General features: G+C 72.4%; 25 protein-coding genes. 9 read left to right on the top strand and 16 right to left on the bottom strand.

Annotation, left to right across the window (positions count from 1 at the left end; all coding sequences use genetic code 11):
• Positions 1–24: 24 nt before the first annotated feature.
• From KME80_RS15060 to KME80_RS15030, 7 genes are read right to left on the bottom strand one after another with little or no spacing between them, the layout of a single operon-like run.
• A complete protein-coding gene (locus KME80_RS15060) occupies positions 25–306 on the bottom strand; it encodes a DUF2218 domain-containing protein (protein WP_219505474.1) in 282 nt (93 codons plus the stop codon).
• Positions 300–4,205, bottom strand: coding sequence for a thioester reductase domain-containing protein (locus tag KME80_RS51840; protein ID WP_219505473.1), 3,906 nt, complete (start codon positions 4,203–4,205; stop codon positions 300–302). Before KME80_RS51840 ends, KME80_RS15060 begins: the two co-directional genes overlap by 7 nt.
• Positions 4,198–4,389 (bottom strand): phosphopantetheine-binding protein, encoded by a 192-nt coding sequence (locus KME80_RS15050; RefSeq protein ID WP_219505472.1) that lies wholly within the window; start codon positions 4,387–4,389, stop codon positions 4,198–4,200. The genes KME80_RS51840 and KME80_RS15050 overlap by 8 nt, the downstream gene beginning before the upstream one ends.
• Positions 4,386–5,000 (bottom strand): isochorismatase family protein, encoded by a 615-nt coding sequence (locus KME80_RS15045; RefSeq protein WP_219505471.1) that lies wholly within the window; start codon positions 4,998–5,000, stop codon positions 4,386–4,388. Before KME80_RS15045 ends, KME80_RS15050 begins: the two co-directional genes overlap by 4 nt.
• Before the next feature lie 2 nt (positions 5,001–5,002).
• Entirely contained in the window at positions 5,003–6,514 is a 1,512-nt protein-coding gene (locus KME80_RS15040) for a (2,3-dihydroxybenzoyl)adenylate synthase (protein ID WP_219505470.1), read from the bottom strand.
• Complete coding sequence (locus KME80_RS15035) at positions 6,501–7,586, bottom strand: isochorismate synthase (RefSeq protein WP_219505469.1); 1,086 nt, start codon at positions 7,584–7,586, stop codon at positions 6,501–6,503. Before KME80_RS15035 ends, KME80_RS15040 begins: the two co-directional genes overlap by 14 nt.
• An 11-nt stretch (positions 7,587–7,597) precedes the next feature.
• Entirely contained in the window at positions 7,598–8,350 is a 753-nt protein-coding gene (locus KME80_RS15030) for a 2,3-dihydro-2,3-dihydroxybenzoate dehydrogenase (RefSeq protein WP_219505467.1), read from the bottom strand.
• Positions 8,351–8,483: 133 nt separating this feature from the next.
• On the opposite strand from KME80_RS15030, the gene KME80_RS15025 reads away from it, so the two are divergent.
• Positions 8,484–9,410: a FecCD family ABC transporter permease gene (locus KME80_RS15025; RefSeq protein WP_246644990.1), complete on the top strand. Its 927-nt coding sequence runs from the start codon at positions 8,484–8,486 to the stop codon at positions 9,408–9,410.
• Entirely contained in the window at positions 9,407–10,423 is a 1,017-nt protein-coding gene (locus tag KME80_RS15020) for a FecCD family ABC transporter permease (RefSeq protein ID WP_308125764.1), read from the top strand. Before KME80_RS15025 ends, KME80_RS15020 begins: the two co-directional genes overlap by 4 nt.
• Before the next feature lie 12 nt (positions 10,424–10,435).
• On the opposite strand, the gene KME80_RS15015 is transcribed toward KME80_RS15020, so the two are convergent.
• The 5 genes from KME80_RS15015 to KME80_RS14995 all read right to left on the bottom strand — a co-directional run bounded on the left by KME80_RS15015 (position 10,436) and on the right by KME80_RS14995 (position 14,972).
• Positions 10,436–11,386 (bottom strand): alpha/beta hydrolase-fold protein, encoded by a 951-nt coding sequence (locus KME80_RS15015; protein ID WP_219505455.1) that lies wholly within the window; start codon positions 11,384–11,386, stop codon positions 10,436–10,438.
• The gene (fepB, locus tag KME80_RS15010; RefSeq protein ID WP_219505453.1) at positions 11,386–12,372 is read right to left on the bottom strand and encodes a Fe2+-enterobactin ABC transporter substrate-binding protein; all 987 of its coding nucleotides are present in this window, start codon (positions 12,370–12,372) and stop codon (positions 11,386–11,388) included. Before fepB ends, KME80_RS15015 begins: the two co-directional genes overlap by 1 nt.
• Before the next feature lie 64 nt (positions 12,373–12,436).
• Positions 12,437–13,594 (bottom strand): hypothetical protein, encoded by a 1,158-nt coding sequence (locus KME80_RS15005; protein ID WP_219505452.1) that lies wholly within the window; start codon positions 13,592–13,594, stop codon positions 12,437–12,439.
• Positions 13,591–14,670 carry a HesA/MoeB/ThiF family protein gene (locus KME80_RS15000; RefSeq protein ID WP_219505450.1) on the bottom strand — a complete coding sequence of 360 codons (1,080 nt, stop codon included), beginning with the start codon at positions 14,668–14,670 and terminating at the stop codon, positions 13,591–13,593. The genes KME80_RS15005 and KME80_RS15000 overlap by 4 nt, the downstream gene beginning before the upstream one ends.
• An 83-nt stretch (positions 14,671–14,753) precedes the next feature.
• The gene (locus KME80_RS14995; RefSeq protein WP_219505448.1) at positions 14,754–14,972 is read right to left on the bottom strand and encodes a hypothetical protein; all 219 of its coding nucleotides are present in this window, start codon (positions 14,970–14,972) and stop codon (positions 14,754–14,756) included.
• A gap of 60 nt (positions 14,973–15,032) precedes the next feature.
• Between KME80_RS14995 and KME80_RS14990 the strand changes: the two genes are divergently transcribed.
• The 7 genes from KME80_RS14990 to KME80_RS14960 all read left to right on the top strand — a co-directional run bounded on the left by KME80_RS14990 (position 15,033) and on the right by KME80_RS14960 (position 23,058).
• Positions 15,033–16,316, top strand: a complete 1,284-nt coding sequence (locus KME80_RS14990) for an ABC transporter substrate-binding protein (protein ID WP_219505446.1) — start codon at positions 15,033–15,035, stop codon at positions 16,314–16,316.
• Positions 16,313–17,275, top strand: coding sequence for a carbohydrate ABC transporter permease (locus KME80_RS14985; RefSeq protein WP_219505444.1), 963 nt, complete (start codon positions 16,313–16,315; stop codon positions 17,273–17,275). Before KME80_RS14990 ends, KME80_RS14985 begins: the two co-directional genes overlap by 4 nt.
• Entirely contained in the window at positions 17,272–18,075 is an 804-nt protein-coding gene (locus tag KME80_RS14980; RefSeq protein WP_219505442.1) for a carbohydrate ABC transporter permease, read from the top strand. Before KME80_RS14985 ends, KME80_RS14980 begins: the two co-directional genes overlap by 4 nt.
• Positions 18,072–19,442 carry a GH1 family beta-glucosidase gene (locus KME80_RS14975; protein ID WP_219505441.1) on the top strand — a complete coding sequence of 457 codons (1,371 nt, stop codon included), beginning with the start codon at positions 18,072–18,074 and terminating at the stop codon, positions 19,440–19,442. Before KME80_RS14980 ends, KME80_RS14975 begins: the two co-directional genes overlap by 4 nt.
• A 33-nt stretch (positions 19,443–19,475) precedes the next feature.
• Positions 19,476–20,471, top strand: coding sequence for a LacI family DNA-binding transcriptional regulator (locus KME80_RS14970; protein ID WP_219505440.1), 996 nt, complete (start codon positions 19,476–19,478; stop codon positions 20,469–20,471).
• 43 nt (positions 20,472–20,514) lie between these two features.
• Positions 20,515–21,756 (top strand): phospholipase D-like domain-containing protein, encoded by a 1,242-nt coding sequence (locus KME80_RS14965; protein WP_219505439.1) that lies wholly within the window; start codon positions 20,515–20,517, stop codon positions 21,754–21,756.
• A gap of 72 nt (positions 21,757–21,828) precedes the next feature.
• The gene (locus KME80_RS14960) at positions 21,829–23,058 is read left to right on the top strand and encodes a hypothetical protein (RefSeq protein ID WP_219505438.1); all 1,230 of its coding nucleotides are present in this window, start codon (positions 21,829–21,831) and stop codon (positions 23,056–23,058) included.
• Here the strand turns inward: KME80_RS14960 and KME80_RS14955 are convergent.
• Genes KME80_RS14955 through KME80_RS14940 form a run of 4 tightly spaced genes read right to left on the bottom strand, consistent with a single transcriptional unit; the run spans position 23,055 to position 26,873 of the window.
• Positions 23,055–23,585, bottom strand: coding sequence for a carboxymuconolactone decarboxylase family protein (locus tag KME80_RS14955; protein ID WP_308125763.1), 531 nt, complete (start codon positions 23,583–23,585; stop codon positions 23,055–23,057). The two genes, KME80_RS14960 and KME80_RS14955, sit on opposite strands and share 4 nt — an antisense overlap.
• Before the next feature lie 41 nt (positions 23,586–23,626).
• A complete protein-coding gene (locus KME80_RS14950) occupies positions 23,627–25,138 on the bottom strand; it encodes a glycoside hydrolase family 13 protein (RefSeq protein ID WP_372455358.1) in 1,512 nt (503 codons plus the stop codon).
• Positions 25,135–26,010: a carbohydrate ABC transporter permease gene (locus KME80_RS14945; protein WP_219505436.1), complete on the bottom strand. Its 876-nt coding sequence runs from the start codon at positions 26,008–26,010 to the stop codon at positions 25,135–25,137. The genes KME80_RS14950 and KME80_RS14945 overlap by 4 nt, the downstream gene beginning before the upstream one ends.
• Positions 26,007–26,873: a carbohydrate ABC transporter permease gene (locus KME80_RS14940; RefSeq protein ID WP_219505428.1), complete on the bottom strand. Its 867-nt coding sequence runs from the start codon at positions 26,871–26,873 to the stop codon at positions 26,007–26,009. Before KME80_RS14940 ends, KME80_RS14945 begins: the two co-directional genes overlap by 4 nt.

The following is a 26,873-nucleotide window of genomic DNA, read 5'->3' as shown; positions in this document are numbered from 1 at the left end:
CGGCGAGGCCGGTCGACATGGAACTCACTCCGACCAGGTGACTGTCAGGTTGTCTCGGGTGCCGAAGCGTTCGAGGTGGTCGGTGACGACGTAGCGGACTCGGCCCAGGCTCTCCTCGTCCGGGGCCTCGATGGTCAGGTGGAGGGCGTCCGGCTCGGCCAGCAAGGCGCAGGTGCCCCAGTCGAAGGTGGCCGTGCCCTTCTCGTCCGTCCATTCGGCGGGCACCTTGCGGGCGAAGTGCTTGCAGAGCTGGACGAGGTAGCGGGTGGCGCGGTCGGTCTCCACCCGGGACGTGCTGGTCAGCATGGGGTTCCTTTCGCGGGCAGGAGGCCGGTCGCCCGGCAGTGGGCGAGGTAGCGGCGCATGGTGCCGCGGTCGATGGGCGGGCACGGGATGCCGGCGGATCGGCCGGCGTGGACGTGGCCCATCGGCGGCGGCGGTCCGGTGGCCAGGTCGAAGAAGGCGGCGGTGGCCGCGGATTCGGCGTCGCCGTTCCTGAGCCGTCGCACCCATGCGTCCAGGGGGACGACCGGCAGGTCGTAGCCGTCGTCGGCGACCCATTCCAGGGCTTCGGCGAGGTGGACGGGCGGGAGGGGGGCGAGGTTGTGGACACCGGTGGCGCCCGCGTGGGAGAGGGTGACGACGGCGCGGGCGGCGTAGTCGACGGGGGTCCAGGGTTCGGCGAGGTCCAGGTCGGGGCGGGCGCCCGCGAGGACGCCGGCGCGGACGATGCGCCAGAACAGGTCGCCCGGGTTGACGTGGCCGTCGGCTCCGGCGACGCGGCCGAGGCGGTAGACGGCGGTGTGCAGGCCGCGTTCCCCCGCCTGGCGGACGAGCTCTTCCGACGCCCATTTGGACTGGGTGTAGCCGTCGCGCAGGCCGGGGTGCGGGGGGACGTACTCCTCGGGCACGGACGGGCCGGGGGCGGCGACGGCCAGGGTGGAGATGTAGTGGAAGGGGGCTCCGAGGCGGAGCAGGTCGAGGGTGGCGGTGACGTTGGCGGCGCGCATGCTGCTGTACGGGCGCGTCACGCTGACGACGGCGGCGTTGTGGTACACGGCCTGGTAGTCGCCGGTCAGCTCGGCTTTCGTGAGGTCGGCGGGGATGGGGAGGACCCGGCCCCGGGGGAGCTCCGGCAGTCCTTGGGCGGCCAAGGCATCGGCCAGGCGTTGGAGTGCGGCGGGCTCGTCGGCGGCGCGGACGGGGCAGGCGATGCGGGCGTCGGTGGACGTGAGCAGCTCCGACAGCAGGTGGGCGCCGACGAAGCCGGTCGCGCCCGTGAGCAGGTACGTGGGCGGCCGGGTGGCGGGGACGGCCCGGGGCAGGACGTCCGGGGGAAGCACGGCGTCGGCGACGTGGGAGGGCGCCTCGGCCGTGGCCCGCGCGCCCGGGGGCAGGGCGGCGGCGAGGGCCGCCGCCGTCGGGTGGCGGAACAGGAGGGTCGCCGGGACGTCGCGGCCGAGTTCGGCGGCGAGCCTGTTGACGACCTGGATGGTCTGCAGCGACTGCCCGCCGAGCTGGAAGAAGTCGTCGGCCGGGGTGATCCCGGTGGCGCCCAGGACCTCCTCCCACACGCGCAGGACCACGCCCACCAGCCCGTCGTCGCCCCGGGACGCGGTCTCGACGGCGGTCGCCTTGAGGGCGGAGCGGTCGATCTTGCCCGAGGTGGTCCTGGGGAGGGTGGCGGTGAAGACGTAGGCGGAGGGGATCACGGCGGCGGGCAGCAGCCCGGCCAGGTGCTCCCTGAGGCCGGACGGTTCCTCGCCGGTGGGGACGACGTGGGCGACCAGGCGCCTGGTTCCGCTGTCGAGCACCTGTCCGACCACCGCGGCCTCCCGCACGCCGGGGTGCAGCAGCAGCGCGGACTCGACCTCGGCGGGGTCCACCCGGTGCCCGCTGATCTTGAACTCGTCGTCGATGCGCCCCAGGTGCAGCAGAGCCCCGTCGGCCCGCACCCGGACCCGGTCGCCGGTGCGGTACGCGGGCTCGCCCGCGTGGCTGCCGAACGGCGCGTCCAGGTAGCCGCGGGCCAGCCCGCCGCCCATCAGCACCAGCTCGCCGTCCACGACCGCGGCCCGCACCCCGGGCAGCGGTCGTCCGATGGGCACGTCGGGGTCCCCCGGCACCAGCTCGGCGACCGTCGCCACGACCGTGGCCTCGGTGGGCCCGTACGTGTTGAGCAGGCGGGCGGAGCCGCGCACGGCGGCGTGCCAGCGGGCGACCCGTTCGGGCAGCGCCGCCTCTCCGCCGATGATCACCGTGCGGACGCGGGGCGGTAGCGCGGCGGTCCCGGTGGACAGCGCGTAGACGACCTCGTGCCAGAACGCGGTCGGCAGGTCGAGCACGGTGACGCCGAGGTCGGCGCACGCCTGGAGGAGCCGGCCGACGGACTGCAGCATCTCGTCGGTGCGCAGCACCAGCGTCGCCCCGGCGCACAGGGTCAGGAAGATCTCCTCCACCGAGGCGTCGAAGTGCAGCGGCGCGAACTGCAGCACCCGGTCGTCGGCGCGGAGCCCGTACACGCCGGTGGCTCCGGCGACGAAGTGGGCCAGCGCCTCCTGGCCGACCGCCACGCCCTTGGGGCGGCCGGTGGAGCCGGAGGTGTACATGACGTACGCGAGCCCGGGGTCGCGCGGGGCGCCGGGGCGGCGCTCCACCCCGCCGGCGGTGACGAGGACGTCGGGGCGGGCGGCGGCGAGGATGCCGTCGACGCGCGCCCTCGGCCAGGCGGGGTCGAGCGGCAGGTAGGCGGCGCCGGCCAGGACCGTCCCGACGATCGCGGTGACGGCGTCGAAGCCCCTCGGCAGCATGATCGCCACGAGGGACGCGCCGGCGACCCGGTCGGCGAAGGCCCGCGCCGACGTCAGCAGCTCCCGGTACGTGAGCCGCCGCCCTTCCTGCTCGACGGCGACGGCGTGGGGGCCGGCGGCGGCCTGGGCGGCGATCAGGTGGGCGACCGGCACGGCGGGCACGGACAGCGGCCCCCCGTCGAGCACGACTCCCCCGGTCAAAGGCTTCCAGACGCGCGACAGCGGCTGGTCAGGGTCGGCGGTCAGCTCCTGGAGCAGGGACAGCCAGCCGTCGGCGTGGGCGTCCAGCTCGTCCCGGGAGTAGGCGGCGGCGTTGGCGTCGAAGTCCGCGCACGGCCCGCCCCGGTCCGACACGGCGATCGACAGGTCCTCCACCGGCCCGGCCGACACGTTGTGCACAGTGCCGCGCGCCTCCCCGAACCGCAGGTCGTAGCCGAACGGCAGCACGTTCACCACCGGCCCGAACAGCCTCCGGTCACCGCCCACGAGCCCCAGGTCACGCCGCAGCCATTCGTAGCGGTAGCGGTGGTGGGGACGCCCGTGCCGGATCTCGGCGGCCACGTGCCCGGCCAGCGAGGACAGGGTGTCCGACGGGGAGACGGGCACCCGGAGCGGCACGATGTTCATGGCCATGCACGGCACCTTGAGCGAGGCGGACCCGAGCCGGTTCATGACCGGCAGCCCGAGCACCACCTCGGCCGCGCCGGTCCGGGCGTGCAGGTAGGCGGCGGTGGCGGCGACGGCGACCTCCGGCGGCACCCGATCGGGCAGTTTCGCGGTGCGCCGGTGGACCTCGCCGCTGACGGGCGCGGCGGGGGCGAGCAGCGGCGGCGCGGGCATCCCGGCGCACCGGCCGACCCAGTAGGCCCGGTCGCGAGCCCTGGTGCCATCGCCGCCTTCGTAACGGGCCGCCTCCTCCAGCACGGCCGCGTACGACCCGAAGGAGCCCGGCCGCCCCGAGTACGCTTCGGCCACCCGCCTGGCCAGCAGCGAGAACGCGTATCCGTCGGCCGCGATGTGGTGGATGCGCTGGTACCAGAGGTGCCGGTCCTCGTCGATCCGGATCAGCGCCTGCGCGAACAGCGGCCCGGCGGCCAGGTCGGCGCAGACCCGCAGGTCCTCGCGCATCCACGCCTCGGCCTCCTCCACGGAGGACGCCGAAAGCCGGTGCAGCGGCCACCCGTCCGTCTCGCGGACGACCTGCCCGGCGTCCGAGAACACCGCGTGCAGGGCCGGGGCCGCGCCGATCACCTCCCGCAGCGCCGCCTCGAAGCGCCGCTCGTCCAGGGCGCCCCGGATGTCCACGTACTCCCCCGCGTTGTAGACGGGGCTGCCCGGCGACAGCGCCTGCCCCGTCCAGATGCCGAGCTGCGCGGCCGTCAGCGGCTCAGCCACGGATCAGCTCTCCCCAGGCGCGCAGGGTGGGCCGCTCGGCCAGGTCGGCGAAGTCGGCGCCGAGCCGGTCGGCGACGGCCATCAGCCTGATCGAGTCCATGCCCAGCTCCAGCAGGTCGTCGTCCGCGCCGGGCTGCTCGCCGAGCAGCTCGCCCACGTACGACCGCAACTCCTCGTCGCTCACGCGCCCTCCACGATCTGTCCGGTGGTCACCACGCGCGCGCAGCGCGAGGCGGCGTAGTCCAGCGCCGACTCGTGGTGGCCGAGGGAGAAGTCGGCCACGGCGTCGGCCACGACGAACGCCTGGATGTCGCGCATGAACGCGTCCAGGGCGGTGGCCAGCACCCCGATGTGGGCGTAGACGCCGACCAGGATGAGCTGGTCGCGTCCCTCCAGCCGGTCGGCCAGGTCGGTGCGGACGAAGGCGCTGTAGCGCCACTTGGTGAGCACCGCGCCGGGGTCCTCCGGCTTCAGCTCGTCCACGATCGCCGCCGCGAACGGCTCGGCGCCGAGTCCCGGCCCCCAGAAGTCGGTCAGCAGCCCGCGCTGCCGGGGCGGCTGGGCGCCCGGCTGGGCCGAGTACAGCACCGGGATGCCGGCGTCGGCGCAGTGCTCGCGCAGCCGCTGGATGTTGCCGATCACCTCGGGGATGGGCGCGGCCTGGAACGGGGCGAGGAAGTGGTTCTGCATGTCGTGGACGAGCAGCGCGGCCCGGCCGGGGTCGAGCTCCCAGCCCACCCGGCCCTCGGGCGGCGACGACGGCAGCGGGTACGGCTCGATGACGGGCAGTCCCATGGTCAGGAGTCTCCTTCCGCACGCGCGCGCAGCGCGGCTCGCAGGTCCTTCTTGCTGGTCTTGCCGACCCCGGTGACGGGGAACTCGCCGGCGAGCTCGATCCGGTCGGGGATCTTGTACGCGGCCAGCCCGCGTTCGCGCAGGAACGCCCTGACCTCCGCCACGGTGACGGGCTCGCGGTTGAGCACGAAGGCGTGGCTGCGCTCCCCCAGGTACGGGTCGGCCACGGCGACCACGGCGGCGTCGCGGATGCGGGGGTGGGCCAGCAGGTGGCTCTCCACCTCCTCGGGCGAGACCTTCTCGCCGCCCCGGTTGATGACCTCCTTGGCCCGCCCCTCGACCACGAGGTGCCCGGTGGGCGTCACCCGGACCAGGTCGCCGGTGCGGTAGAAGCCGTCGGCGGTGAACGCGCCGGGGTCGGAGTCGCCGTAGTAGCGGCGGATCGTGTACGGGCCGCGCGTGAGCAGGTGGCCGACCTCGCCGGGCGGCACGGGCCGGTCGTCGTCGTTCACCACGAGGATCTCGTCGTCCGGTGAGATGGGTCGGCCCTGGGTGGTCTCCACGATCTCGTCGGGGTCGTCGGAGCGCGTGTAGTTGACCAGCCCCTCGGCCATCCCGAAGACCTGCTGGAGCCGGCAGCCGAGCTCGGGGCGTACCCGGCGGGCGGTCTCGGCGGCCAGCTTGGCGCCGCCCACCTGCAGCACCTCCAGGCTGGACAGGTCGCGGCCGGTGCGCCGGGCGGCGTCCAGCCAGAGCAGCGCCAGCGGCGGCACCACGGCGGTCATCGTCACCCGCTCCCGCTCGATCAGCCCGAACGCGACCTCGGCCGACGGCTGCGGCGCCAGCACGACGCGCCCGCCGGCGTGCATCACGCCGAGGACGCCGGGCGAGGACATCGGGAAGTTGTGCGCCACGGGCAGCGCGCACAGGTACACGGTGGACGGCGACAGCTCGCAGATCTCCGCGCTGGCCCGCACGCTGTAGAGGTAGTCGTCGTGGGTGCGCGGGATCAGCTTCGGCAGCCCGGTGCTCCCGCCGGAGAGCTGCAGGAACGCCACGTCCTCCGGGCGCGGCCCGTCGAGGTCGATCGGGTCCTCGTACGGCAGCGCGTCGGCGTGCAGGACGCGCGGCACCGGGGCCGGCACCTCCAGCGCGCGGGTCGTCACGTAGGCGGCGGCGCCGCTGTGGGTGACCAGGTGGGTGATCTCGTTGAGCCGGTGGGCCGGGAGCGCGAAGACGGGCAGCGCGCCGAGCCGGAACAGCGCGAAGATCACCTCGAAGTACACCGGCTCGTTGGGGAGCTGCACCACCACGCGGTCGCCGCGCCGCAGCCCCAGTCCATGTAACCCGGCGGCCAGCCGGTCCGCGCGGGCGTCCAGCGCGGCGTACGTCAGCCTGTCGACCGCCTCCCGGTCCCCGTGCTCCTTGGCCAGCTCCCTCAGCCAGTCCCCGAAGGTCTGGCCGGTCCAGTAGCCGGCGGCCCGGTAGCGGGCGGCGTAGTCATCGGGCCACATGCAGCGCTCCCAGCGTCGTGCGGAATTTGGCGGAGGTCTCGGCGAGTTCGGCGTCTGGGTCGGAGTCGGCCACGATGCCGGCGCCGGCGTACAGGGTCAGGGCGGTGCCGTCGGCGACCGCGCAGCGGATGGCGACCACCCATTCGCCGTCGCCGGCGGCGTCCTGCCAGCCGACGAGGCCGGTGTAGAAGCCCCGGTCGAACGGCTCCAGCTCGGCGATGAGCTGCCGGGCGGCGTCGGTGGGGGTGCCGCAGACGGCGGGGGTGGGGTGCAGGGCGGCGGCCAGCTCCAGCGACGTGGTGGCGGGGTCGGCCAGCTCGCCGGAGATGCGGGTGGACAGGTGCCACATCGAGGCGGTCGGCACCAGCGACGGCTGCTCGGGCACCGACAGCGTGCTGCAGTGGGGCCGCAGCGCGGCGGCGACGGCCTCGACCACGAGGGCGTGCTCGCGCCGGTCCTTGGCCGAGGTCATCAGGTGGCCCGGGTCGGCGCCGCGCGGCGCGGACCCGGCCAGCGGGTTGGCCACGACGGTCCGGCCGGAGCGGGAGACGAGCAGCTCGGGGCTGGCGCCCAGCAGGGTCCGGCCGCCGGGCAGCGCGGCGGCGAACGTGTAGCCGGTGGGGTCGCGTTCGGCCAGCGCCTCGACCAGCGGCGTCAGGTCGCCCTCGTACGGGATCGTGAGGGAGCGGGCCAGCACCACCTTGTCCAGGTCGCCGGCGCGCAGCCGTTTCACGGCCCGGCGCACCGCCTCGGCGTACTCCAGGGGCGGCGGGACCTGCTCGGAGTCGCCCGGGTCCGCGGCGAGCGGCGCGGCCGGGGCGCCCGGCCCCGGCGGCGGCCCGTGGCGTACCCAGCGGGGGACGTACAGGCAGGCGTCGGCGTCGGGCGCGAACGGGATCGCGCCCACGACGACCGGGGCGGTGTGCCCGGCCGCCAGCGCCACCCCGAGCGCGCCGGCCGCCCGCGCGGGCAGGTCGGCCAGCGCGTTCTTGCGCGCCGACGGCGGCACCGCGAAGTACGGCCCGCCGGCCAGCAGGGTGCCGCGCGGCGAGGCGAGGAAGAACTCGTCCATCGGTGTGTCCTTCACAGTGAGGCCCCGCCGTCCACGTACAGGTCGTGCAGGGTGATGTGGCGCGCCCTGTCGGAGGCGAGGAAGACGACCGCGTCGGCCACGTCGGCGGGGTCGGCGATGCGGCCGAGCGGGATGCCGAGCCGGTACATCTCGGGCGCGCCCTTGACCGGGTCGGCGGTCATGGCGCGCTGCATGGCGGTGTCGGTGGAGCCGGGCGCGACGACGTTGCAGCGGATGCCGTGCGGGGCCAGCTCCAGCCCCAGGCACTTGGTGAACATGGTGGCGGCGGCCTTGGAGGCGGCGTAGCCGGCCATGTGGGCCCGGGGCACGCCTGCCGCGTTGGAGCCGACGGTGATGATGACGCCGTCGCCGCGGGCGACCATCCGGCGGGCGACGGCGCGGCTGGTGTGGAAGACGCCGTCGGCGTTGACGGCGAACAGGCGCTGCCAGTCGGCGTCGCCGAACTCCAGCACCGGGCCGAGCGCGAGCACCCCGGCGACGTTGACGAGGATGCCCGGCGGCCCGAACTCGGCCTCGGCCTCGGCGACCGCCCGCTCGACGGCGGCCGCGTCGCTGACGTCGGCGGGCCGGGCGGTGGCCAGGTGGCCGGCCTCGCGCAGCCGGGCGGCGACGCGTCCGGCCAGGCCGGCGTCCACGTCGACGACGGTGACGGCGGCGCCGAGCCCGGCGAGCTGGGACGCGACCGCTTCGCCGATGCCCCGGCCCGCGCCGGTCACGAGAGCATGACTCCCCCGAAACTCCATCTCACTCCTTAGGTAAGGCTTGCCTAATCTAGAGCGAGACGGCCCGGCGTTCAAGATAAGGTAAGCCTTGCCTAAAGAGAGGGATTTCATGCGCTTGACGGGACTTGTGGTCTTGAGTGCGGTTTTCCTGTGTATGAGCGTTTTGAGCCTCGCGGTCGGCGCGCAGGACATCCCGCTCGGCGAGGTGTGGCAGCAGTTCTGGCAGCCCGACGGAGGCGAGACCGCCGCCGTCGTCCACGACCTGCGGGTCCCGCGCACGCTGCTCGGCATCTGCGTCGGCGCCGCCCTCGGCCTGGCCGGCGCCCTCATGCAGGCGCTGACCCGCAACCCGCTGGCCGACCCCGGGCTGCTCGGCGTCAACTCCGGGGCGTCGCTGGCCGTCGTGTGCTCGATCCTCTTCTTCGGCGCCTCCGACATGTCGACGTGGGTGTGGTTCTCGATGGCCGGGGCGCTGATCGCCTCCGTCGTCGTCTACGCGCTGGGCGCCCACCATCCGACCCGGCTGGTGCTGGCCGGGGCAGCCGTCAGCGCGTCGCTGATCGCCGCCATCAACGGCGTGCTGTCGCTGGACGCCGGGGTGTTCGACCAGTGGCGCTTCTGGGACGTCGGGGCGCTGGCCGGGCGCTCGCTCGACGTGGTGCAGCAGGTCGCGCCGTTCGTCCTGGCCGGCACGCTGCTGGCGCTGGGCCTCGGGCGCGGGCTCAACGCGCTCGCCCTCGGCGAGCAGACCGGCCAGGCGCTCGGCGTACGGCTGGGCCGCATCCGGCTGCTGACCGGCATCGCGATCACGCTGCTGTGCGGCGCGGCCACGGCGGCGGCGGGGCCGATCGGCTTCATCGGGCTGATGGCGCCGCACGCGGTGCGCGCCTTCACCGGGCCCGACCACCGGTGGGTGATCGGCTACTCGGCGGTGTTCGCGCCCGCGCTGCTGCTGGCCGCCGACGTGCTCGGCCGGGTGGTCGTCCGGCCGGCCGAGCTGGAGAGCGGCATCGTGACGGCGTTCCTCGGAGCGCCGATCTTCATCTATCTCCTGCGCAGGCGGAAGGCGATCCCGGCGTGAAGACGGTACGGATGCCCGGAATCGCGGTGCGGGTCCACCCGCGCGCGTCCGCGGTGGTTCTCTGCCTGGCCGCGGCCGGGATGGCGGTGGGGCTGTTCGGGCTGAGCACCGGCTCGGCCGTGGGCGTCGGCGAGGCGCTGCGCACGCTGTTCGGCCAGGGCGACGCCACCAGCGAGATGGTCGTCTACTCGCTGCGTGCGCCCCGGGTGCTGCTCGCCCTGCTGGTGGGCGCGGCGCTCGGCGTGGGCGGCGCGGTCGTGCAGAGCCTGTCGCGCAACCCGCTCGGCAGCCCCGACATCATCGGCGTCAACGCCGGAGCCGCCGCCGGGGCCGTGCTCATGCTCCTGGTGTTCGGCGCGGCGAGCGCGCAGGCGATCTCGCTGGGAGCGCTGGCGTGCGGGCTCGGGGCCGGGCTGCTGGTGTACGTGCTGTCGTTCCAGCGCGGCGTCAAGGGGACGCGGCTCGTGCTCGTCGGCATCGGCGTCACCGCGATGCTCCAGTCGCTCATCGCCTACCTGCTGACCAGGGCCGACCTGTACGAGTCGCAGGGGGCCAAGGTGTGGCTGATCGGCAGCCTGTCCGGGACCGGCTGGGAGAAGGTGTGGCCGGTCGCGCTGGCCGTGGCGATCGGGCTGCCGGTCACGCTGGGGCTCAGCCGGGCGCTGGCGCTGATCGAGATGGGCGACGCGGCGGCCGGGGCACTCGGGGTCCGGGTCGAGCGGCTGCGCCTGGTGCTGCTGCTGGTCGCGGTCGGGCTGTCCGGGGTGGCGGTGTCGAGCGCCGGGCCGATCGGGTTCGTCGCGCTGGCCGCGCCGCAGCTCGCCCGGCGCGTCACGCGGGCCCCCGGGCCGGGGGTGGGCTCGTCGGCCGCGATGGGCGCGCTGCTCCTGGCCGCCGCGGACCTGCTCGTGCAGCGGCTGCCCACCCCCGGGCAGCTCCCGGTCGGCGTCCTGACGGGCGGCCTCGGCGGGATCTACCTGGCCTGGCTCATCTACCGCGAATGGCGCAAGTAGCGGCGGCCCCGATCAGCCGTAGAGGGCGATCAGGCCGTCCGCCAGCTCGTTGCGCCAGCAGTAGCGGTCGTGGCCGCCCTCGAACGCGGCGTGGGTGCCCGCGTCGCCGAGTGCTTGCCGCAGCCGCTCGGTGGGGCCGTGCAGCGCCCACTCCAGCGTGCCGGTCTGCAGGTGCACCCGGGGCGGCCGGGCAGCGATCTGCCCGGTGAGCCGTTCGGGCTCCGGGCCGTTGGGCCACCAGAACGACCCGGACTGTGACAGCGCCGCCGCGAACCGGTCGGGATGCCGGTGCGCGGCGTGCACGGCGGCCAGGCCGCCGAAGCTCTGCCCGGCGATCACGGTACGGCCCTCGTACGGCAGGGCGTCGGCGAAGGCGGCGTCGCAGGTGAGGCGGGCGGCCCGGTCCGGCCCCGACTCGACGAGCCAGGCGGTGACCGGCGGGATCGCGCCCGCGCCGATCAGGTTGTCGAGGATGACGGGCAGGTCGTCCACCCAGTGCTCGCCGTCGAGCATGACCAGGCTGCCCTCGGCGGGCCGTACCGGGTCGTAGCGCCAGCCGAGGGGCAGGCGGGACAGGCGGTGGCGCGGCTCGCCGGGGGTGAGCCAGGGGGACGGCGGGGCCGTCTCGGCGATCGAGAAGCCCCGCCAGCGGCGCGGGTTGAGCGGGTCGGGCACGTCCTGGCCGTCGACCGTCAGCAGGTAGGACGAGCGCCAGCCGGGCCGCACCAGGTAGGTGCGGTGCCACAGGTCGCCGTCGCGTTCCATGAGGGCGGCGTCGCTCTGGTGGGTGAGTTTGTTGGCCCGTACCCGCACCTCCCCGGCCCGGCCGCGCCACAGGAACGTGACGGCGCGGCGGTCCGGGGCGGGCGCGGAGATCACCGGCGAGGTCGTGCCGTCCACCGGCGGGGTGGGCACGACCTGCGGCGGCGCGGGTCTGGGCACCTGGGGAGGCAGATCGCGCATCAGGAGAACTGCTGCTCGATCCGGTCCACGATGTTGGAGGCGCTGTAGTAGTCGATACGGAAGGAGTCGAGGCCGAGGTCGTGCACGCGCTTGCCGGCGACGGCGGGCAGGTCCTTCCACAGCGGCTTGGCGCTGGTCGCGGCGATCTGCTCGGGGCTGTGCGAGACGAAGAAGAGCGAGCTGTCGCCGAACGCCTTGACCACGTTCTCCTGGGCGACGTTGACGATGTCGGTGCGGCCGCCGCCCTCCTTGCTGGACTCGGCCGCCATGGAGGCGTCGATGGGGTGGATGGCGAAGCCGAGGGAGGCGAGCAGCCCGCCCTGCGCGGACTTGTCGGTGAAGACGGGGATGTCGGTGTTGTTGTCGCGCAGCAGCACCGCCTCCTGCTCCGGCACCTTGATCTTGGCCTTGACCTCGGCGATCCTGGCGTCGTACGTCTCGACCAGCTTGGTGGCGTTGGCCTCCAGGCCGAGGGCCTTGCCGAGCTTGGCGCTGAGGTCCTGCCAGGTCAGGTTGTCGTGGCGGAACAGCACGGTGGGCGCGATGGCCTGGAGCTTGTCGTAGACCTTGGCGGCGCTGTCGGCGCCGGTGGCCGCGCCGACGATCAGGTCGGGCTTGGCCGCGATGACCTTCTCCAGGTCGGGCTCGAAGCCCTGGTAGAGGACCTGGACGCCGCGCTGGGCGGCCACGTCGGCCCACTGCTTGAAGAAGCCGTTGCCGTCGGTGATGGGGCCGGGCGCGGTGGCCTGCGACGCGACGACCGGCGCCTCCAGGGCGAGCAGGTGACCGGTGATGGTCACGCTGACCGAGACGACGCGCTTGGGCGCGACGGGCACCTCGGCGGTGCCCGCGTCGTGCTGGACGGTGCGTGTCTGCGCCTTCGCCGCCGCCTGACCGCCCTCGGCGGTCGTCCCGCCCGACCCGCAGGCCGCCAGGCCGGCGGCGGCCAGGAGCGCGATCAGGCTCGCGCGGATGGAGGATGCCACAGTCGACTCCCATGTTAGGTAAGCAAAGCCTAAGCAATATTAGGGCAGCCTTACCTAATAGGCACTACCGGGCGGTCCTCTCCTTCACGACCAGCGCGGCGGCCACCAGCCACGGGCCCAGCGCCACGGCGGCGCAGCCGATCGCCCACCAGAACCCCCAGGCACCCGGCCCGGCGGCGACCTCGCCGGCCGTCCACGCCAGCAGCCCGGTGACCACCGGCAGCACGAAGTAGGCCAGCCACACCGCCACCACCAGCAGGCCGCCCAGCCACACCCAGCGGAACCAGCGCCCGGCCCGCACGTCGTCCGGGTCGGCGGCCGCCAGCTCCGCCTCCTGCTCGGCGCTCAGCCGGCCGAACGCCCGGCGCAGCATCAGCGACTTGACCCGCCACAGGTCCTTGCAGCCCAGCCGGGTGGCCAGCACCGCGTACAGGTCGGTGCGCAGGAACACCATGCACTGCCAGGCGATCTGGAACAGCAGCACGAACGCCCACGCCGCGAGCAGCGGCGAGGTCACCACGAGCTGCCCCGCCAGCAGCACGGCCAGCATCACCGCGTCGATCGCCAGCCCGGCCAGCAGCGGGCCGTAACGCTGCCGCCTCGGCACCGACCACAGCTGCGACAGATCGGTCTCGAACACCAGGAACGCCATCCGCCGGTCCAGCCCGAACCGCGCCGGGATGTCCAGCGACCGGGCCGCCAGCCAGTGCCAGCACTCGTGCACGGCGACCAGGCCGAGCTGGAAGGCGTACAGCAGCACCGCGCTCAGCCCCACGTCGTCCAGGACGAACGCGTCCTGCGCGGGCGCCGGGCGCAACGACGGCACCAGGACCAGCACGGCCAGGTCGAACACCGCCGCCAGCGCGTACACCGTCCACGCCACGCGGCCGAACAGCGGCCTGGCCACCCACGCGGGAACCCCGCGCAGCCACCGGCGGCCCTGCACGGGCGCGGTCGCGACCGGCACTCGCTCGCCCTCGTCGAGGAAGCCCAGCTCACGCAGCGTCTCCACGAACGACGGCACGTCCACCGGCTCACCCGCGAACTCCTCGGCGCGCCGGGCGGCCTCCTCGACGCTCGCGCCGTCACGCAGCGCGGCGATCACCACGCCGCCGACCGCCGGGATCGCCACGAACGTGCCGGTCTCCGGATCGCCGACGAGGACCTCGTCACCCTCCTCGACCAGGCTGAGCGGGCGCAGCGCGACAGTCCCGCCGCTCATCGCGGGCACACCGGGCAGGCGTCGTCGCGGGTGAACGGGTGCCGCGACGGCGCCAGGCCCTCACGCAGGTCCAGGCGGATGTACGCGCCCGCCGCCCGCGGCTCCTCGAACCCGGTCAGGTAGCGCAGCGCCTCGTAGGCGACCAGCGAGCCGATCTGCATCGCCAGCGGCCCGATCAGGGTGTTGCTCAGCGCCAGCCGGTCCCGGTTGCGCTCGACGAAACCGCCGCTGCTCGCCTCGTCCGCCGGCGGCCGGTCGCTCCAGTCGCACCGGACGCACGCACTGCGGCCCGGCGACACCGAGTAGTAGACGACCTCCGAGCGGGTGATCCCGCCCACCACCAGCGGCACCCCCGCGCCCACGGCGGCGTCGCTGATCCACAGGTTGGCGTCCGGGTGCCCGTCGAGGCCGCCCGCGACCAGGTCCACGCCGTCCAGCAGGTCCTTCAGGTCGTCGGGGCCGGAGATCCAGCGCTCCACCGGGCGCACCTCGATCTCCGGGTCGAACGCGCGCACCCACTCGGCCGCGCACTCGACCTTGGACCGGCCGATGTCGGCGTGATGGTAGAGGAACTGCCTGGCGAAGTTGCGCGGCTCGACCTCGTCCCTGTCGACCAGCGTCAGCCGGCCCACGCCGAGCCCGGCCAGGGCCTGCACGACCGAGGAGCCGCCGCCGCCGACGCCCAGCACGAGCACGTGCGAGCGGCGCAACCGCGAGACGAACTCGGCGCGCGGCCTGTCGAGCCGGGAGTGCGTGCCGAAGAAGGCCAGGTTGGAGAAGTGGCGGGCGTCCAGGGCCGGGTCGCCGAGCGTGCGGTCGGCCTCGTACTCGACCAGGCCGAGCGAGTCCAGCGCCGCCACGGCACCGTGCACGTCGTCCTCGCCCAGCGCGACGCCGCCCTCCGCGAGCCGCTCGCGCAGCTCGGGCACCGTGCACGGGCCCCGGTCCAGCGCGGCGAAGAGCGCGGCCACCTGGCCCTCCTCGTCGGCCAGCGTCACCACCTCGCGCGGATCGGTGATGACGAACAGATCACCGCCGAGCGACTCCCAGACGCATTCCTTCAGCGCAATCCGCACAGCTCCTCCTCGCATCCCCCTCGAAGACAGACAAAAAAGCGGGTGGGAACGGGACCCCGTTCCCACCCGGCAGAGCACTCGGCTCAGACGGCGAAGCCGGTGGCCTTGACCGCCTCGACCTTGCGGACCTCGATCTTCATGGGGACCTCCTTCCGTTGCGCTCGTTCGCGACCGATCATCGCCGCCGCCGCCACACAATCGCCACAGCCGGGCCACACGCCCGGGGCCGGACCCGAGAGATCGCTCTCTTGATAACAGCGATCGTTACCGACGAGCCGTTGACAGGGCCGCATGATGCCCACGAATCTGGCGAGAGAGCGCTCTCTCGTCCACCCCCCTAGTACGAACCCGAGGAGGGTTCCATGACCCCTCGCACCCGGCGGATCGTTCCGTTGGTCACCGCGTCGCTGCTCGCCCTCGCGGCCTGCGGGAGCGGCGGCGACACCGCCACGCCGGCGGCCGCGCCGACCGAGAAGATCAAGCTGACCATCGGCCTCTTCGGCGACTTCGGCTTCAAGCCCCTCTACGAGGAATACAAGAAGACCCACCCGAACATCGAGATCGCCGAGAACGTCACCCAGTTCAACGACCACCACAACAACCTGGTCAAGCGCCTGGCCACGAACGCCGGCGCGGAGGACGTGGTGGCGGTCGAGGTGGGCTACGTCAGCACCTTCACCGCCCAGCCGCAGAAGTTCACCGACCTCAAGCAGTACGGCCTCGACCAGCGGCAGGGCGACTACCTGGACTGGAAGTGGCAGCAGGGCCTGAGCAAGGACGGCGGCCAGGTGCTGGGCCTCGGCACCGACGTGGGCGGGCTGGCCATGTGCTACCGCAAGGACCTGTTCAAGAAGGCCGGGCTGCCCGAGGACCGCGACGAGGTGTCGGCGCTCTGGCCCACCTGGGAGGACTACATCGCGACCGGCAAGAAGTTCGCCGCGGCGGACGTGGCCGGCGCCAAGTTCGTCGACTCCCCCGGTGAGATCTTCCGCGCCATGGTCAACCAGGCGCCGGTCGGCCTCTACGACGCCCAGGACACGATCATCGTGGACTCCAACCCGGACGTGAAGAAGGCCTGGGACCTGTCCAACCAGCTCACGGCCGAGGGCCTGACGGCAAAGCTGGCCGCCTTCTCGCCGCCGTGGAACACCGGCTTCGCCAAGGGCTCGTTCGCCACGATCATCTGCCCGGCCTGGATGACCGGCTTCATCCAGGAGCAGGCCAAGGACTCGGCCGGCAAGTGGGACATCGCCACCGTGCCGGGCGGTTCGGGCAACAGCGGCGGCTCCCACCTGATGGTGCCCAAGCAGAGCAAGCACCCGAAGGAGGCCGCCGAGCTGATCGACTTCCTGACCTCCAAGGAGAACCAGGCCAAGGTCTTCAAGGAGGAGGGCACGTTCCCGTCGATCCCCTCGCTCTACGACGACCCGTCGATCCAGAACTTCACCAAGCCGTTCTTCGGTGACGCCCCCATCGGCAAGATCTACTCCAACGCCGCCAAGGCGCTCAAGCCGCAGCACCTCGGCCCGAAGGAGGCCGACGTCCGCGTCGCCATCGGCAACGGCCTGGGCCGGGTCGAGCAGGGCAAGCAGACCCCGGACGAGGCGTGGGCGCAGGTGCTCGAGGACGTCAAGAAGATCAAATGAGCACGCTCCCCCTCGCGGTCACGCGACGGCGTAGGCGCGGTGTGCGGCACACCCTCGACACGAGGGTGTCGCCGTACGCCTACGTCGCCCCGTTCTTCCTGCTGTTCTGCGCGTTCGGGCTGTTCCCGCTGATCTACACGGCCTGGGTCAGCCTGCACGAGTGGACGCTGCTGTCGGAGACGCAGACGTTCATCGGCCTGGGCAACTACGGGACGCTGCTGGCCGACGGCTACTTCTGGAACGCCACGTTCAACACGCTGTCGATCGGCGTGCTGTCGACGGTCCCGCAGCTCGTGCTGGCGATCTGGCTGGCGCACCTGCTGAACAAGCGGCTGCGCTTCGCCACGCTGTTCCGGATCTCGCTGCTGCTGCCGAACGTGACGAGCGTGGTGGCGGTGGTGGTGATCTTCAGCCAGCTCTTCGGCCGGGACTTCGGGCTGATCAACTGGGTGCTGGGCGGGCTGGGCGCCGGTCACATCGACTGGGCGGCCGGCACCGCGACCTCGCACCTGGCGCTCTCGGTGATGATCATGTGGCGGTGGACGGGCTACAACGCGCTCATCTTCCTGGCCGCCATGCAGGCGGTGCCGCGCGAGCTGTACGAGGCCGCCACGCTGGACGGGGCGAGCAACCTCAAGCAGCTCCGCAGCATCACCATCCCGATGATCCGGCCGACGATCATCTTCGTGGTGATCGTCTCGACGATCGGCGCGATGCAGATCATCGCCGAGCCCATGCTGTTCGGGCAGAGCACCGGCGGCGGGGGCGGGCTGGCGACCGGCGGGCCGGACCGGCAGTTCCAGACCCTGGCGCTGTTCGTCTACGAGCAGGGCTTCGCGAACTCGACCTTCGACTTCGGCTACGCCTCGGCCGCGTCCTGGCTGATGTTCCTGGCGGTGGTGATCGTGGCGGGGATCAACTTCCTGCTGACCCGCAAGGTGAAGGGCGGGCTGGTATGAGACTGCGTTACCTGACGCTGACCGGGGTCGCCTTCTTCTCGGCGTTCCCGCTCTACTACAGCGTCGTGGTCGCCTCCCGGCACAACTCGGCGCTGGCCCAGGTGCCCCCGCCGCTGCTGCCGGGCGGCAACTTCTTCACGAACGCGGCGCGGGTCTTCGACACGGTGCCGTTCGGGCTGGCCCTGCTGAACTCGCTCATCGTGGCCGGCTCGATCTCGGTCGCGGTGATGTTCTTCTCGACGCTGGCCGGGTTCGCCTTCGCCAAGCTGCGCTTCCGGGGCAAGAACGCCATGCTCGTCATCACGGTGGCGACGATGATGGTGCCGGCCCAGCTCGGCATCATCCCGCTCTACATGCTCATGGTGAAGCTGGAGTGGACCGGCACCAACTACGCCCTGATCGTCCCGGCGCTGGTCAACGCGTTCGGCGTGTTCTTCATGACGCAGTATCTGTCCCGGGCGCTGCCGACCGAGCTGCTGGAGGCGGGGCGGGTCGACGGGTGCACCACGTGGGGGCTGTTCTGGCACGTCGTGCTGCCCACGGCCCGCCCGGCGGCGGCGGTGCTCGGCATGCTGACGTTCATGTCGGCCTGGAACGACTACTTCTGGCCGCTCGTCGTGCTCAGCCCGGACAACCCCACGGTCCAGGTGGCGCTCTCGACGCTGGCGAGCGGTTACGTCAACGACTACGTGCTGGGCCTGGCGGGCACGGCGGTGGGCACGCTGCCGCTCGTCCTCGTCTTCGCCCTGTTCGGCAAGCAAATCATCGGTGGAATCATGCAAGGAGCGGTCAAGGGATGATCTTCCCGGAAAACTTCGTCTGGGGTGCCGCAACGGCTTCCTATCAGATCGAGGGGGCGGTCAAGGAGGACGGGCGGGGCCAGTCGATCTGGGACACCTTCTCCCACACCCCCGGCAAGGTGGCCGACGGCGACACCGGCGACGTGGCGTGCGACCACTACCACCGCTATCCCGACGACATCGCGCTGATGCGCGAGCTGGGCCTGGGCGCCTACCGGTTCTCGGTGGCCTGGCCGCGCATCCAGCCCGACGGCGCGGGCGCGGCCAACCCGCGCGGGCTGGCCTTCTACGACAGGCTCGTGGACGGGCTGCTGGAGGCCGGGATCACCCCCTACGTCACGCTCTACCACTGGGACCTGCCCCAGGCGCTGGAGGACCGGGGCGGCTGGGCCGACCGCGACACCGCCTACCGGTTCGCCGAGTACGCCGAGCTCGTCCACGACCGGCTCGGCGACCGGGTCGGCGACTGGGCGACGCTGAACGAGCCGTGGGTGTCGGCCTTCCTCGGCTACGGCAACGGCGTGCACGCCCCCGGCCGCCGCGACCCGGGCGACGCCCTGCGCTCGGCCCACCACCTGCTGCTCGGCCACGGCCTGGCGGCGGCCCGGCTGCGCGAGCTCGGCGCGCAACGGCTCATGCTGGTCGTCAACTCCTCCCCGGTGCTCACCCCGGCCCAGGTCAACGACCCGCAGGCGGTGCCCTCCGAGGCGGACCAGGCGGCCGTGGACCGCATCCACGCGCTGCTGACCCGGCAGTTCCTCGACCCGGCGATCCACGGCCGCTACCCGGAGGAGGTGCTGGCCGCCGCCGCCCGCAACGGAGGCACCGGCCACATCCTGGACGGCGACCTGGCGCTCATCAACGCCCCCGTCGACGTCGTCGGCGTCAACTACTACAACCCGTGCGTGGTGGAGGCCGGTCCCGGCCTGCCCGCCGACGCGGCCTGGCCGGGCTCGGAGGACGTCCGGTTCGCCCCCGCCGACGCGCCCACCACGGCCATGGGCTGGCCGATCGTCCCCGACGGCCTGTCCCGGCTCCTCGTCCGGCTGTCGCAGGACTACCCGCAGGTCGGGCTCATGGTCACGGAGAACGGCGCGGCCTTCGACGACGTCGTGGAGAACGGCCGGGTGCACGACGCCGACCGCGTCTCCTACCTGGACGGCCACCTGCGCGAGGTCGGCAGGGCCATCGAGGCGGGCGCCGACCTGCGCGGCTACCTCGTCTGGTCGCTGCTGGACAACTTCGAGTGGGCCGAGGGCTACCGGCGCAGGTTCGGCATCGTGCACGTCGACTACGCGACGCAGACCCGGGTGCTCAAGGACAGCGCGCTCTGGTACCGGGACGTGATCGCCGCCAACCGGTTGTAGATTTCGTTGCGTGCTCTCCCACATGGTGAAGTCATGAGACGTCCCACTCTGGAGGCGGTCGCCGCCCGCGCCGGAGTCTCCCGGGCCACGGCGTCGCGCGTGGTCAACGGGCAGACGACGGTGGCCCCGCACATCCGCGACGCGGTGCAGCAGGCCATCGACGAGCTGGGCTACGTGCCCAACTCGGCGGCGCGCAGCCTGGTCACCCAGCGCACCGACTCGATCGCCCTGGTCGTCTCCGAGCCGCCGACCAGGGTGTTCTCCGAGGACCCGCTGTTCTCGACGGTGATCCGGATGGCCAGCGTGGAGCTGGAGGCGGTCAACAAGCAGGTCGTGCTGATGCTGGCCTCCTCCGCCAAGAGCCACGCCAGGGTGGAGCGCTACATCGCGGGAGGGCACGTCGACGGCGCGATGCTCATCTCGATGCACGGCGCCGACCCGCTCCCGCCGGCGATCGCCCGCCTGCGCGTGCCGGTCGTCTCCTACGGCCGCCCGGCCGTGCCCGTCGACATCCCGTACGTGGACAACGACAACGTGGGCGGGGCCGAGGCGGCGGTCCGGCACCTGGTGGAGTCGGGGCGGCGGCGGATCGCCACGATCGCCGGGCCGCAGGACATGATCGGCGGCCAGGACCGGCTCACCGGCTACCGCAACGTGCTGCGCGACTCCGACCGGCGCTCGATCGTGGCGGTGGGCGACTTCACCCGCGAGTCGGGCGCGGTGGCGATGCGCCAGCTCCTGGGCGACGATCCCGGGCTGGACGCGGTGTTCGTGGCCAACGACCTGATGGCGGTGGGCGCGCTGCAGTCGCTGCGGCAGGCGGGGCGCCGGGTGCCGGACGACGTGGCCGTGGTGGGCTTCGACGACATCGAGGCGGCCAAATACACCGAGCCGCCGCTGACCACGATCCGCCACCCGATCGCCGAGCAGACGGCGGCGATGGTGCGGCTGCTGCTCGACCTGTTCGAGGGCGGGCCGGGCGATCCGGTCATCCTGCCCACCGAGCTGGTGGTGCGCGAGTCGGCCTGACAGGCTTCTTGACAGCCGATCTACGTCGGCGGATCGTCCGTCCATGATGTCGAAACGGGCCGCCGTCCTGGCGGCGCTGTGCCTGGCCCTGCCCCTCACCCTGTCGCTCCCCTCCTCCGCCTCGGCCGACGTCACGGGTCCGCCCGTGATCGGCGGGCCGGTGTTCAACGACCCGGTGGCCGGCTCGGGCGTCCCCGGCACCCCCAGCGCCGCCCAGTCGGCGGTGATGGACCAGCTCATCAGGCTGATCCGGGCGGCGCGGCCCGGCAGCGACATCCGGTTCGTCATGTTCGAGTTCGGCGAGGGCCAGCGGTCGAGCGAGGTGGCCGACGCGCTGATCGACGCGCACGCCCGGGGCGTACGGGTCAAGGCGATCCTCGACAGCACCGACGACGGCAAGAACGACTCCGTCCTGGCGCGGCTCGGCGCGGCCCTCGGGAGCGCGGAGGGCGCCGCCTCGTTCGTCGTGCAGTGCGAGTACCCGGACCCGGCGGCGGTGGACCGGGGCTGCATCGCGCGCAACTACCTGCACAGCAAGTTCGCCACGTTCTCCGAGCTCCAGGTGGGCGGGGTCACGCGCGCCGACGTGGTGTTCCAGACGTCGTCGAACCTGTCGGACTGGTATCTGTACAACTCCTACAACGACGCCTACACCTTCCAGGACGCGGTCGTGCACGACGCGTACGTGCGCTACTTCGACGACCTGCGGGCGGGCCGGCACCGGCCGGTGAACCCGGACTACTTCTGGACGACGCCGACCGGGACCAAGCACCGGGGTCACTTCCTGCCGCGCGACTCGGCGACCGGCGACCACATCGCGAACGTGCTCAAGCTCGTCGAGTGCTCCTACCGCGACACCGACGGCGTCACCCGGCAGACGGACGTCCGCCTGGTGCTCACGGCATTCAACTGGTCGCGGGTGGAGATCGCCAGGGAGCTGCTGCGGCTGCGCGGCGAGAACTGCTGGGTGGACGTCGTCTACAACGACGGCAGCGCGGTCACCACGGCGATCCGCGAGGAGCTGGCCAAGACCGTCAACGGCAGGCGCATCCAGCTCACGCCCTGCCGCTTCACCGTGGGCGGCCGTTCCGTAGTGCCGCACGCCAAGCTGATGATGATCGACGGCTTCTACGACGACGACATCACGCCGCGCGTCTACACGGGCAGCGCCAACTTCACCACGCTGGAGAACGCCGACGACAGCCTGCTGCGAATCTCCGGCCGGGACGTGCACACGCCGTACCTGTCGTGGTTCTACAAGATCCGTGATACGTGCCGCGCCTAGAGACACCGTTGTGACCAAATACTGCGATTGTGGGTCGGCTACGACAAACCGCTCCGATGAGGGGGATGGACGGTGCCGTCCTCGCGTTCCGCCTTAGGCGTGCTGCTCGTCCTGACCGCGGCGCTGGCGGGCCTGGCCCCGCCCGCGCTGGCCGCGGACAAGACCCTGACCGTGTCCTACACCTGCTCGGGCGGGCCGTTCAGCAACGCCTCGCTGAGCGTGCCGGTCGTCGTGCCCGACTCGGCGACCGGGACGTTCGACGCGGAGTGGGCGATCCCCCCGCTGACGCTCCGCACCGCCGCGACGGCCGCCACGCAGGTCCAGGTGAACGGCAAGCTCGTCGTCAACGGCGGCACCCACGCGGACCTGGTGGCGACGGGCGCGAGCGTGGCCGCCGGAGCCACGTCCGCCACCGCGAGCACCGTGACCAGCCAGGTCACGGTGACCTCCACGACCGAGGTGACGGTCAAGCCGTCGACGGAGACCGGCAGCCTCAAGCTGTCGCTGGCGAGCGCCCCCAACGACGTCACCTCCTGCACGACCAGCAGCACCCAGGGGGTGACCGTCACCGTCGGCCCCGGCGGCGGCGACACCACCGGCGGCGACATCGTCCTCTACACCTGCAAGCCCACCTCGGGCGCCGAGCAGGAGGTCGACGTCAAGGTCACGCTCACCCTGCCGACGACGAACCCGGCGCCCGGCCAGCAGTTCACGATCGGCTGGAAGGGCGTCTACGAGAGCGGCGCCGAGCTGGAGGCCCCCAACGGCCTGCCCACGACCGGGCTCAAGATGTACGCCTACGCGTCGATCTCCGGCCTGACCGGGCTCACCTCGGCGACGGGCGTGGGCGAGCTGAGCGGCGTCACCGTTGGCCAGCCGATCCCGCTGCCCGCGTCGGTGGACATGAAGACGACCTCGCAGCAGGCGGGCACCGCGACCGTCAAGCCGGCCTCCATCAACTTCGGCCTGCAGCCGACGAGCCCGCTCATCGAGTGCGAGCCGGACAACTCCGACCTGCTGAAGACGTACACGCTGACCATCGGCGCGGGCGGCTCGACCTCCACCCCGACCCCGACGACCACCACCACGCCCACCCCGACCCCCACCCCGACGCCCACGGACGACGACCCGGCCGACGAGCCCTCTGCGGAGGAGTCCAGGACGCCCAAGGACGGCGTGGCGACGGGCGCCGGCGGCACGGCGGGGCCGGACGGGCGGCTGTTCGTGCTGACCGGGTCGGCCCTGGTGCTCGCGGCCGGCGTCGGCGGGCTGCTCCTGCGCCGCCGCACCGCACGGCCCTAGCTTGCGCGGAAGACGCGGAGCTGGAGCGCCAGGGTGGCGTAGTAGCCGGTCAGCGTCGTCAGCTCGAACAGCATCGGCTCCGGCAGCAGGGCGTACTCGTCGTCGTCCACGTCGCCCCTGGCCACGAGCGCGCGGGTGACCCGCAGGACGGCCGCCTCCTGCGGGTCGGCCAGGTCCAGGGGCTCGCCCGCGCGGATCGCGGCGAGCTCGGCGGCGGTGAAGCCGAGCCCGGCGGCCAGCCCCTCGTGCACCCGCCGCTCGAAGGCGCTGTCCCAGTGCGCGGCCACCACCAGGATCGCCAGCTCCCGGCACCGGCCCGGCAGCGCCGAGCGGTAGCGGACGGCCGCGCCCAGCTCCTGAAGCGGATCGCCCAGGGCCGGGCTGAGCAGCATGGCGTTGAACGGCCCGGCGAGCGCGCCCCCGTCGCCGACCATCGACAGGCCGCGCGGGCCGGCGACGATGCGGTCGTAGAGGGCGCGGGCGTCGGGGTCGAGCCCGGCGGGCGGCATCGGGCGAAGGCGCGTCACCGCACCGATGCTAGCCCGCCCCGATCGGCCCGGCCCTCTGGTCAGCGCACCCAGGCCGTGGTGTCCGGGGGCAGCGCGCCGTCCTCCAGGCCCCCGCTGGCCAGCAGGACGACGCCGTCGGGGAGCGGCACCGTCTCGGTCCCGAGGTTGGTGACGCAGGTGACGCCGGTGTCGCGGGTGAAGGCCAGCACCCGCTCCGCCGCCGGGAGCCAGGTCAGCGTGCCGTCGCCGAGGTGCTCGCGGCGCAGCCGCAGCCCGTGGCGGTACAGGTTCAGCATCGAGTCCAGGTCGGCGAGCTGCGACTCGGCGGTGAGCTTGCGCCAGCTCTCCGGCTGCGGCAGCCACGGGCGCGAGCCGCCGAAGCCGAACGGCGGCTCGTCGCCGGACCAGGGCAGCGGCACGCGGCAGCCGTCGCGGCCCGGGTTCGCGCCGCCGGAGCGGGCGTACATGGGATCCTGGCGCAGCTCGTCCGGCAGGTCCTCGACCTCGGGCAGGCCCAGCTCCTCCCCCTGGTAGACGTACAGCCCGCCGGGCAGCGCCATCGCCAGCAGCGCGGCCGCCCTGGCGCGGCGGTAGCCCAGCTCGGGGTCCGACGGGACGCCGTGGAGCGCGCCGCCGTGCGCGAACGACGTGTCGGACCGGCCGTACCTGGTCACCGGGCGGGTGACGTCGTGGTTGGACAGCACCCACGTCGGCGGCGCGCCGACGGGGGCGTGCGTGGCGAGCGTGAGGTCGATGACCCGGCGCAGCTCGTCCGGGTCCCACGGGCACGCCAGGAAGTCGAAGTTGAACGCCGTGTGCAGCTCGTCGGGCCGCAGGTAGCGGGCGAACCGCTCCTGGTCGGCCAGCCACAGCTCACCGATCAGCACGCGGTCGTCGTACTCCTCGGCCACCTGCCGCCAGCGCCGGTAGACGTCGTGCACGGGGTCGAGGTCCTCGTACGCGGTGTCGGACTTGACGAGGAGCGCGGCCGAGTCGATGCGGACGCCGTCGACGCCCCGGTCCAGCCAGAAGCGCAGCACGTCCTCGAACTCGCGGTGCACCTCCGGGTTGTCCCAGTTGAAGTCGGGCTGCTCGGGGGCGAACAGGTGCAGGTACCACTGGCCGTCGGGGACCTGGGTCCAGGCGGGGCCGCCGAAGATCGACTGCCAGTCGTTGGGCTCGTCGCGGAACCAGAACCGGTCGCGGGCCGCCGGGTTCGCCAGCGCCTCCTTGAACCAGTCGCTCTCCGTGGAGCTGTGGTTGGGCACGACGTCGATGATGACCTTGATGTCCAGCTCGTGCGCCTCGGCGATGAACCGCTCGGCCTCGCCCAGCGTGCCGAACACCGGCTCGATGCCGCGGTAGTCGGCCACGTCGTAGCCGCCATCGGCCATCGGCGACGGATACCACGGGTTCAGCCAGACGGCGTCGACGCCCAGGTCCTTGAGGTAGGGCAGGCGGGATCGGAGCCCGGCCAGGTCGCCGACGCCGTCGCCGTTGCCGTCGGCGAAACTGCGCAGGTAGACCTGGTAGATCGCGGCCCCCCGCCACCACGTGTGCGACATGCTCATCCCTTGATAGATCCGGCGGTGAGACCCGCCATGATGTGACGTTGGAAGATGAAGAAGACGATGATCGTCGGAATGCTCGCCACGACCAGGCCGCCCATGATGGCGTTCTGGCTGACCATGCCGGCGGTCTGCGACAGGCCCACGCTGAGCGTCATCTTGTCGCTGTCGGTCATGACCAGCAGCGGCCAGGTGAAGTCCTTGAACGAGGTGACGATCGTGAAGATCGACACGACGCCGAGGATCGGCCTGGAGATTGGCAGGATGACCGACCACAGCACCCGCACCGGGCCGGCGCCGTCGATCTGCGCCGCCTCGACGAGCTCCTTCGGGATCGAGTCGAAGAAGCGCTTGAGCAGGAAGACGTTGAAGCCGTTGGCCGCCGCCGGGAACCACAGGCCCCACGGGTTGTTGAGCAGCCCCAGGTCGACGACCGTGACGTAGAGCGGGATCAGCACGACCATGGCCGGGATCATCAGCGTGGCCAGCATGGCGCCGAGGATCACGGTGCCGAACATCGGCCGCAGCTTCGACAGCGCGTAGGCGGCCGACACGTCCACGAGCATGCAGAAGATCCAGCCGCCCAGCGAGTAGTAGGCGGTGTTGCCGAGCAGCGTGCCGAGGTCGAACAGGCTCCACGCCTCGGCGTAGGCGTCGAGCGTGGGGTCGGCGGGGAAGAGCGTGGGCGGCATCTGGGCGATCTCCTCGCCCGTCTTCATCGCCCCGGTGATCATCCAGTAGAGCGGGAAGACGAAGGCGAGCGTGAAGGTGATCACGACCGTGACGAGCACGGTCCAGTAGATGCGCCGTCCCCACGGGCTGTTGAGCTGGAGCGGGGAGATGATCGTACGGAACTGGCCGGAATGGATGGTCATGCCTTGTCCTCCCGGGTGAGCCGGAGCTGGAACGCGGCGAAGACCAGCAACACGATCATGAGCATCATGCCGAGCGCGCCCGCCACGCCGTAGTTCTGGTTCGTGAAGGCGAACTGGAACATCATGTAGGCGACGGTGACGGTGGAGCCCGCGGGCCCGCCGCCGGTCAGCATGTACGGCTCGATGAACACCTGCATGGTGGCCACGATCTGCAGCATCAGCATGAGCAGCAGGATCAGCTTCGTCTGCGGGATCGTGACGTGCCGGATCCGCTTGAGGATGCCGGCGCCGTCCAGCTCGGCCGCCTCGTACAGCTCCGGCGGGATGTTCTGCAGCGCCGCCAGGTAGATCAGGGTCGCGCTGCCCATGTTCATCCAGGTCGAGACGATGACCAGGGAGATCAGCGCGGTGTGCGGGGAGTCCAGCCAGGCCAGGCCGGGCAGGTTGACGAGTCCGAGGATCTGGTTGAACAGCCCGGGCCCCGGGTCGAAGAACCACCTGAACAGCAGCACCGCGACGATCGGCGGCAGCATGACCGGCAGGTAGACCACGAACCTGAGATAGGCCCGGGCGTGGCGCAGCTCGTTGAGCACGAGCGCGACGACGAACGGGACGACGAAGCCGCACACCAGCGCGAGGAACGTGAACTGCAGGGTGGCGATCCAGGCTTCGGTGAAGCCCGGGTACTTCACGGCGTACTCGAAGTTGTCCAGCCCGACCCAGGTGGGCGGATCGATCAGGTTCGTCTCCTGGAAGCTCAGGATGAACTCTCTGATCATCGGATACCAGGCGAACACCGCGAAGCAGAACAGCGCCGCGCACAGGAACCCGTAGGCCGTCAGATTGCGCCTGAGAACACCCAT

Origin of the sequence: Nonomuraea ceibae, from assembly GCF_019396325.1 — a bacterium.
GTDB classification, from domain to species: domain Bacteria; phylum Actinomycetota; class Actinomycetes; order Streptosporangiales; family Streptosporangiaceae; genus Nonomuraea; species Nonomuraea ceibae.
The sequence above is the reverse complement of the archived record's forward strand: the minus strand, read 5'-3'. Positions and strand labels throughout refer to the sequence as shown.